The sequence below is a fragment of the Streptomyces sp. NPDC058880 genome, assembly GCF_042742535.1.
Classification (GTDB): domain Bacteria; phylum Actinomycetota; class Actinomycetes; order Streptomycetales; family Streptomycetaceae; genus Streptomyces.
Genome location: NZ_JBHYMC010000076.1, coordinates 1 through 8,160, shown reverse-complemented (window position 1 = coordinate 8,160; position 8,160 = coordinate 1). Strand labels below are relative to the sequence as shown.

At 72.2% G+C, this 8,160-nt stretch carries 6 protein-coding genes and 1 tRNA gene; 5 read left to right on the top strand and 2 right to left on the bottom strand.

Features of this window, described 5'->3' with window-relative positions; translation table 11 throughout:
- Positions 1 to 581: 581 nt before the first annotated feature.
- From ACFW2G_RS29300 to ACFW2G_RS29285, 4 genes are all read left to right on the top strand, one after another.
- Complete coding sequence (locus ACFW2G_RS29300; protein WP_384585064.1) at positions 582 to 1,631, top strand: hypothetical protein; 1,050 nt, start codon at positions 582 to 584, stop codon at positions 1,629 to 1,631.
- Positions 1,632 to 2,890: 1,259 nt separating this feature from the next.
- Positions 2,891 to 3,433, top strand: a complete 543-nt coding sequence (locus ACFW2G_RS29295) for a hypothetical protein (RefSeq protein WP_384454638.1) — start codon at positions 2,891 to 2,893, stop codon at positions 3,431 to 3,433.
- A gap of 736 nt (positions 3,434 to 4,169) precedes the next feature.
- The gene (locus ACFW2G_RS29290; protein WP_384454641.1) at positions 4,170 to 4,994 is read left to right on the top strand and encodes a MerR family transcriptional regulator; all 825 of its coding nucleotides are present in this window, start codon (positions 4,170 to 4,172) and stop codon (positions 4,992 to 4,994) included.
- A 353-nt stretch (positions 4,995 to 5,347) separates the two neighbouring features.
- The gene (locus tag ACFW2G_RS29285) at positions 5,348 to 5,770 is read left to right on the top strand and encodes a hypothetical protein (RefSeq protein ID WP_384585067.1); all 423 of its coding nucleotides are present in this window, start codon (positions 5,348 to 5,350) and stop codon (positions 5,768 to 5,770) included.
- A 180-nt stretch (positions 5,771 to 5,950) separates the two neighbouring features.
- On the opposite strand, the gene ACFW2G_RS29280 is transcribed toward ACFW2G_RS29285, so the two are convergent.
- Together ACFW2G_RS29280 and puuE are read right to left on the bottom strand one after the other, a co-directional pair.
- Positions 5,951 to 6,025, bottom strand: a tRNA-Trp gene (locus ACFW2G_RS29280).
- An 81-nt stretch (positions 6,026 to 6,106) separates the two neighbouring features.
- On the bottom strand, positions 6,107 to 7,033 hold the full coding sequence (puuE, locus tag ACFW2G_RS29275) for an allantoinase PuuE (protein WP_384451525.1): 927 nt from the start codon (positions 7,031 to 7,033) through the stop codon (positions 6,107 to 6,109).
- 610 nt (positions 7,034 to 7,643) lie between these two features.
- Between puuE and ACFW2G_RS29270 the strand changes: the two genes are divergently transcribed.
- On the top strand, positions 7,644 to 8,087 hold the full coding sequence (locus tag ACFW2G_RS29270; RefSeq protein ID WP_052031375.1) for a transglycosylase SLT domain-containing protein: 444 nt from the start codon (positions 7,644 to 7,646) through the stop codon (positions 8,085 to 8,087).
- The last annotated feature ends 73 nt before the right edge of the window (positions 8,088 to 8,160 follow it).

Sequence of the window (8,160 nt, the reverse complement as noted above, 5' to 3'; positions counted from 1 at the left end):
GCGGTACGCAGGGTGGCGGTAACGGGAACACCCAGGGCGGTACGCAGGGTGGCGGTAACGGGAACACCCAGGGCGGTACGCAGGGTGGCGGTAACGGCAACACCCAGGGCGGTACCCAGGGCTGACCAAGCCAGCCGAAAGACGCACCACCTCGCAGAGGCTCTCTCTGCGAGGTGGTGCCGTCCCCTTCAGCCGTTGCCCGCCCCGACCCACGTCGGGGCGGGCAACGGCTGAACCCGTACCAGGCCCCGAAACCCAGCCCGACGGGCGAGGAAGCACCGCCGAGCGCGGCCCGGTCCACCCCGCAGCTGCCCCCAGGCACACCATGGGCCACCAGCCACCAGCCACCAGCCACCAGCCACCAGCCACCAGCCCCCACCGCCAGGCGCCACACGACCACCCACCCTCATACGAGATTGTCAAGCCCCGAATCTCCGTCGCTTTCTCCCCGCGCCCGAAAACGGCAATCTGGAGACAGATAAACCGATCGGCCAGTAAACGGAACTGAGGCACCTGGCAAGCCGAATCCCCGGCTCGCAGAAAAACTCGGAATCCGGGTCGACCATTCAAAGGAGATTTAAATGTCGAGGAAGAAGCGCGTCGCCAACATTGCCGGTCTGTCCTGTGTCACCGCGATACTCGCCGGAACGGCGGGAGTGACATTCGCTTCCCAGGCTTCCGCACTTTCGACCGCAGCCCCGGCGGCGGCGGTGTGCAGCCTGAAGAACGGCGAGATCCGCGGCAAGGGCTTCGCCCTCAAGCAGACCTACGACGTCAAGCGCAACGGGAAGACCATCGCCCGCGCCGCCACCGGACCGAAGGGCGACATCCGGGTCGAAATCACCGGCAGCGGTCCGGTCTCCGTAGGCACGGTCCGATGCACCCCGACCGGATCCGCCTCCACGAAGGCCGACATCGCAGTGGCAACAGCACGAGGCACAGCCGCGGCCCAGCAGGCAGCGCGAGGCGGAGCCTCCAAGGCGCAGGCAGCCGCCATCGGTCGAAAGGCAGCGGCTTCGGAAGCGAAGAAGCTCGGGCTGGCGCCCTCCGTGGTGAACCAGGTGACCAACAACGTAACGAACATCGTCAACAACACGATCATCGGCGGTTCGAACAACACCATTGGTGGCACCCAGATCGGTAATGGCAACACCCAGGGTGGTACGCAGGGCGCCGGTAATGGCAACACTCAGGGTGGAACCCAGGGTGGCGGCAATGGCAACACTCAGGGTGGTACGCAGGGTGGTGGCACCGGCAACACTCAGGGTGGAACCCAGGGTGGTAGTAATGGGAACACTCAGGGTGGTACGCAGGGTGGTGGCACCGGCAACACTCAGGGTGGTACGCAGGGTGGTGGCACCGGCAACACTCAGGGTGGAACCCAGGGTGGTGGCACCGGCAACACTCAGGGTGGTACGCAGGGTGGTGGCACCGGCAACACCCAGGGTGGTGGCACCGGCAACACCCAGGGCGGTACGCAGGGTGGTGGCACCGGCAACACCCAGGGTGGAACCCAGGGTGGCGGCACCGGCAACACCCAGGGCGGTACGCAGGGTGGTGGCACCGGCAACACCCAGGGTGGTACGCAGGGTGGCGGTAACGGCAACACCCAGGGCGGAACCCAGGGCTGACCAGCAGACCAACGGCCGGCGGTCGAGTGCGACTCCTCGCAGAGGCAACCTCTGCGAGGAGTCGCCGTATGTGCGGCGCTGGCTCAGGCACCGCCCGCGCCGGCGGGTGTCGGCCGGGCGGTGTCGGGTAGGTGCCTGGTGCGGGGTGCGGTCCTGGCCCTCATGGCTGCGACGGGGGCCGTACCTCGCCCGCTTCCCCTCCCGCCCACACCGCCAGTCCGCCTGTCCGGTTCGGGTACTCGACGCGGTGCCGGGTGCTACGCGGAGATCACTGAGGGGACCACAATGCGTGTCTCGTCGGCCCCGGAACCCGTGCTGCGCCTGCCGACCGGTTCCGAGGGCTCGTCCGGTGCGGGCGACGCCCCTGCGGGCAGCGCCGCAGTCGCGAGGCGGCCGGAGGCGAGAGCGCTGCCCCACGCGCTGTGGTCGCAATCAGTGCGCCTCGGCGGCGAAGACCGGCAGCCGGCCGATCTCCAGCGCCCCGGGCGGGGGCCGCGGCGTCCCGTAGAGGGGGGCGGGGCCCAGTCGTCGCCGGCACCGGATCGGGGTAGAGCCTGCCGCCCGCAGCGCCGCGCTCCGGTCGGGACGACGGACCTCGCGGCCCGCGCCGGTGTCCGCTCGCGGTGATAGCCGGGGTCGCCTCCAGCGTCTTCGCCGAACCCGCAGACGGCCGTGTTGCCCGTACACCTCCGCGTACGGGCGCGGGGCACAGGCCCGGTCCAGGACAGGACCATCGTCCGCACCCGCCGGGGGAATTGTGCGCCGCAGACGGTGCCCACGAACGGCAGACGAGGCAGTCGGAGCGCTGCCCGCAGGCGGCCACGGCGCCGGCGCCGGCGCCCCGCCGGCCCGTTCCGTGGGCGTGCTGACTTCCCGGGAGTTTTCGCCCGCCCGCTCCGCCGCTCGAATCGCCCGCACCCGCCACGGCCGACAGGCCTCCCGGGCGCGTCCCGGGCGGACCCGGGCCCACTTGTCCTGCCCCGTCCGGTCCCCGTCCCCTCCCCTTCCTGCCCCTGTCCGGCGGACGGCCGGACGGGTACGCGCCATTGACAGGGCCTGCGGGACGTGCGAAAAAGGCCGAAGACCCCAGGTCCGAGGCCGCGCGATGTCCGTTTCTCCGCTGCCCGGCGCCGCCACCGCAGACGCCGCCCGGGACGACAGTCCGCGGGGTCCACCCCGCCGCGATCGGCGCCACGTCGGTGCGACCGGCCGCGACCGACCCACCTGAAACACGACGATCGGACCCCGACTTGACCCTCATGCCCGGATCCCGCGTGCCCGGCCGGACCTGGACGGTCCGGCTCACCGGCCACGCCGATCACAGCGCCTCCGTCACCTGCAGCACCGAAGCCTGCCGGATGCCGCCCCGTTCGAAGGACACCGCGGCCCTGAAACGGTTCGCCGCCGAGCACGTCCGGGCCCACGCCCGGTTGGCGACCGTCCGGCCCAACGCCGCGTGCGCCTGCCGGGCCGCGCAGTGCGCCTTCCACGAGGCCCGCACCCAGTGCACCGGCTCCGCCCTCCTGGTCCTGGTCCACAACCCGGCCGTGGGACAGGTCTGGACGCTCGCCGAGATCTGCCAGTCCTGCGCGCCGCTCATCGCGCACACCGCCATCCTCGGCAGTGCCCGACCGCCGGCCCGCCAGGCCCCGCCCGCGGCCGCGGTCCCCGCTCCGGCCACCGCACCGGCTGCGTCCCCCCTGCCCGTGGCAGGCGGGTTCTCCTCACCGCAGGCTGCCCCGGAGGCCCCTGCTGTCCGCCGCCGCCCGCGCCGTCCCATGCGCCCGCGCCGCACCGCCTGACCGCCCGACCGCCCGTGGCTGCGCCGGGTGTTCCCCGATGGCGGTCGTCGGTGACAGAGGCCAGGGCGGGGACGGCCCCCGCCGCACGGAGGGCGGCCAGCGCGGCAGGAGCGGCACCGCAAGCCCGCAAGCCCGCAAGTTCGGGAGCAGGACGGCCCGGCGGAAGCCGATCCGCTCGATCACGCCGACCTTGTGGCTCCCGTTGGGCCGTTCGTCCCCTTCCTCCTCGGGTGGAGTGACACGCACCTCCACCTCGAGGGTGATGCGCAGGACGGCAAGCCGGACGACGGGCTGGCCGATGTCCCGCAGCAGACCGCCGCCCCGGCGAGGCGGGTGTCCAGGCCGAGTTCCTCGGCGCGGCCGCGGCGGACGGACGCGCCCATGCCGTCGCGGAACACCGGAGCCGCGGCGCGGACCGGACCCTGACGGAGGAGAAGACGCGGGACAGGACGGGGGAGAAGGAGGGGAAAAAGGGGAGAGAAAGGGGGGGCGCGGTTCCCCTCCTCGGACTGGAGGCCTCCGGCGGACTGCCCCCGATGGGCCGCGAAGCCCGCCGGAACCCCCTCGCCGGCCGCCTCAACTCGTCCCGGGCCGCCGCCCCGCGCCGCCCGAGGCCTACTCGCCGTCGCGCACGCCGCCGCCCGCTACTGTCGGCGCACCCCTGCTGGGCGACCCCGGTGACTGCTGAGCCCGCCCGGTTGACCCTGACCCTGGGGGAGAGGGGAGCGTAGCGGCCATGGAGGAAGAAGCACTGCTCAGCATCGGCGCGTTCGCCCGCCGGGCGCGGCTGTCGCACAAGGCCCTGCGGCTGTACGACCGCCACGGCCTGCTGCCGCCCGACCACGTCGACGCCGTCACCGGATACCGGTACTACCGGGAGAGCCGGCTCGCCGCCGCCCGGCTGATCGTGCGGCTGCGCGGGCTGGACATGCCGCTGGCCGACGTCGGCGCGGTCCTGGCCGCCCCCGCCCCGGAGGCGGCCCGGCTGGTGGCCGAGTACTGGGACGGCGTCGAGCGCCGCCACGCGGCACAGCGCGAGCTGGCGGCGCACCTCCGTATCCACCTGCTCGGAGGCGAAGGGAGTACGGACATGTACGAGATCAAGGAGCGTGAGGTGCCGCAGCAGCTGGTCCTCACGGAACAGCGGCACATCACCCCGGAAGAGCTGCCCGACTGGATTCCCGCCGCCCTGGGCCGACTGGCTCAGGTGGCACACGCGCACGGGGGCTTCTTCGACCACCCGTTCGTCATCTACCACGGGGAGGTCAATGAGGACAGCGACGGCCCCGTCGAGCTCTGCGTGCCGGTGGACCCGGCCCGCGCCGGCCTGCTCCCGGCGGCCTCCCGCACCGAACCGGCCCACACCCAGGCCTACACCCGCCTCACCAAGGCGCAGACGGCCTACCCGCAGATCCTCTCCGCCTACGACGCGGTCTACGCCTGGGCGCAGCGCGAGGCCCGCACCACGGCGGCTGCGCCGCGCGAGGTCTACTTCGCGGACTGGTCCGGGATCGGCCCGGCCGACCCGGCCTGCGACATCGCCGTCCCCCTGGCCGGCTGACCTCCGGCCGCGGACCCTGGGCCGGGGCCGATCCACCGCGCTCCCGGCCCGCGTCCACTGACTCCTGCGGGAGGAGCCGGGCAGGCAGCGACGCCTCCCGGCCCGACTTCGGCCCCGTGCCACGCCCCGCGCCCACCGGTCCTGCTGTCCCGGCCCCCGTACCAGGGCAGCCGCAGGGGCGCCGCAGATGCCAGACGCCAGGAGCCGCGCGGCCTGTCACGCGCCTGTGACAGTCGGCGGACAGCTCCATGAAGTCAGACAGCCAGCCTTTTCCATAAGAGAACAAACCAGACATTTCGCACCGAGTTCTCTGGATCCGACCCTCCCCCCACCTCTCATCTGGAGTCGTCCTCATGTTCCGCACCACCTCCCGAAAGCAGCGCTTCGCCCTGTACGCCGTCTCGGCCGCGATCGTCGGAGGGGGCGCACTGGTCCCCACCAGCGCTTTCGCCGCCCCGGCCGCGACCGGCGCGACCTCGGCCGCTGCCCACGCGAAGAGCGGTCACGAGAACAGCGGCAAGAAGGAGGCGTGGGAGAAGGGTCAGAACCACGACAAGCACGACAAGCACGACAAGGGCGAGAAGAACCAGAAGCGTCACGGCAAGAAGGGCAAGGTCCGCGACGTGGAGAACATGCCGGGCTGCAAGTTCTACCAGGGCAAGGTCTACTGCGAGCACCAGCCCGACAAGCCCGCCCCGACCCCCAAGCCGGACACCAAGCCGGACCCGGTAGTCGTGGGCAAGGACAACCCCGACAAGGTCCAGACCCCCGCGTAGACCCGCAGGCGCAGGCCCCGCAGGCGCAGGCCCCGCAGGCGCAGGCCCTGCGGGGCGACCGGCAGGGCCGGGAATGTTCGGCGCGAACCGGGCCCCACGTCACCCTTCGGTCGCCGGCCCCTGCCGGCGGCCGAAGGGTGACGTGGGGACGGCCGCGAGGCGGCCGAGGGGCGGAGCGGACGGGGCCGACCGGATTCGAACCGGCGTCCTCACGGTTTTGGAGACCGCGCGCGACGACCTCTGCGCTACGACCCCGCCCGCCCGGCATCCTAGAGGCGTCCTGCGTCCTGCGTCCTGCGTCCTGCGTCCTGCACGCCGTGCGTGCACGGTGTGCAGTCAGTCGGCGGGCGGGTGCGTGGCCAGCCAGTGTCGTGCGATCTCCTCCCGCGTGGCCATCCACGCCCCGCCCCGCTGCGCGACGTGTTTCAAGAACCCGTCGAGCGCGCGGATTCGCCCGGGCCGCCCGATGATTCGGCAGTGCATGCCGACGCTCATCATCCGCGGCCGGTCCGCGCCCTCGGCGCGGAGCGTCTCGAAGGTGTCGACCAGGTAGGCGAGCATGTCGTCCGCGGTGGTGAAGCCGTGGACGATCAGGAACTTGAAGTCGTTCGCGTCGAGGCTGTACGGCACCACCAGGTGCGGGCGCCGGCCGCCCGCCTCCACATAGAACGGCAGGTCGTCCGAGTAGTCGTCGCTGTCGTAGAGGAAGCCGCCCTCCCCGGCGACCAGGCGCCGCGTGTTCGCGCTGGTCCGGCCGGTGTACCAGCCCACCGGCCGGCGCCCGACGAGCCGCCCGATCACCTCGGCCGTGCGTGCGATGTCGTCTTGCTCGACGTTCTCGGGCACGTGCCGGTAGTCGATCCAGCGCCAGCCGTGGCCCGCCACCTCCCAGCCCGCCGCCCCCATCGCGCGCGCCGCGTCGGGGTTGCGTTCCAGGGCCTGTCCCACGGCGTACACGGTCAGTGGCGCACGGTGCGCCGCCAGTGTGCGGTGGATGCGCCAGAAGCCGGCGCGCGAGCCGTAGGCGAACATCGACTCCACGTTCAGGTCGCGCCCGCCGGTCACGGGCGGCGCGCCTACGACTTCGTGGAGGTACCCCTCCGAGGTGCGGTCGCCCTCCAGGACGTTCTGCTCCCCGCCCTCCTCGTAGTTCAGTACGAGGCTGACGGCGACACGGGCGCCCCCCGGCCACGCCGCGCGCGGCGGCTCGGCCCCGTAGCCGGCGAGATCACGCCGCTGCTGCTCACGCTGCTGATCGGACACGGCCCGCACCCTACCGCCGGCCGCCCCGCCCGCCGCGAACCCGCGCCGCACCTCGCGCACGGCCTGCCCCCCGCGGTCCGCCTCGGTCCGCCGCGGTCCGCGGCGTGGTCTTCCGGGCGATCGCGGGCGGCTCGCCCCGGCGACCTCGACCCCCAGCGGGTCCAGACCCGGGCCCTCCGTGGGCGTGCTCCCGACTCCACGTGCCCGACCGCGCCGGACAGAAGGACAGCCCAAAGCTGTTCATTTCCTTTGAATCCAGCGCAATGCGGACATTCGCTCGGCTTCTCAAAGGGGTACATCCAGTGACAGAAGGTGAGATCCGGGCGTCCCGGGGGTGACCCGCCCCATAGGACTCACGTCACACACGAACCGCGATAGTAGACCCCGCACCCCTCCCGTAACCCCCCTCATCCGGCTCCCACCTGCGCCCACCCCGCTCCGCCCAGCACCGGTCCGCCGGTCCCTGACTGCGAAGCCCCCTAGTAATGGCGGTCGTTGCCAGGGGGTCGGGGCGTCTGTAGAACTGGATGAGTCGCCGGGCGGCACGGGTCCTCACCCGCCGCCGACGAACCCCTCTCCACCGCGTGAGTGGCTCACGCATGCCCCAGGCATGCCGCGACCGCCCTTGTCCCCTGTGGAAGGTATCTCCGTGTCCCACTCCGTCATCCGCCGCATCGCCGCCTCCAAGAAGGCCCTCGCGGGCACCGTCGTCGCCCTCGGTGTCGCCGGTTCCATGCTCGCCGCGGTTCCCGCCCAGGCGGCCCCGACGAGCGCCAAGGCGATCGCCCAGCAGATGATCAAGGACCCGGCGCAGTTCGCGGCCTTCAACAACATCGTTTCCCGCGAGAGCGGCTGGAACCACACCGCCACCAACGCCTCCTCCGGCGCGTACGGCCTGGTCCAGGCCCTGCCGGCCTCGAAAATGGCCTCCGCGGGCGCCGACTGGAAGACCAACCCGGCCACCCAGATCAAGTGGGGCCTGAACTACATGAACGAGCGCTACGGCAGCCCCGTCGGCGCCTGGAACTTCTGGCAGACCCACCACTGGTACTAAGCCGCCAGCGGGCAGCCCACGCACATCGAAGACGCCCGGCCGGGACCTCCCGGCCGGGCGTCTTGCGTGTGTC

Coding starts and splice junctions, on each gene's coding strand:
- ACFW2G_RS29300 (WP_384585064.1), top strand. CDS start 582: ATGTCGAGGAAGAAGCGCGTCGCCAACATTGCCGGTCTGTCCTGTGTC.
- ACFW2G_RS29290 (WP_384454641.1), top strand. CDS start 4,170: ATGGAGGAAGAAGCACTGCTCAGCATCGGCGCGTTCGCCCGCCGGGCG.
- ACFW2G_RS29285 (WP_384585067.1), top strand. CDS start 5,348: ATGTTCCGCACCACCTCCCGAAAGCAGCGCTTCGCCCTGTACGCCGTC.
- ACFW2G_RS29270 (WP_052031375.1), top strand. CDS start 7,644: ATGCCGCGACCGCCCTTGTCCCCTGTGGAAGGTATCTCCGTGTCCCAC.
- ACFW2G_RS29295 (WP_384454638.1), top strand. CDS start 2,891: ATGCCCGGATCCCGCGTGCCCGGCCGGACCTGGACGGTCCGGCTCACC.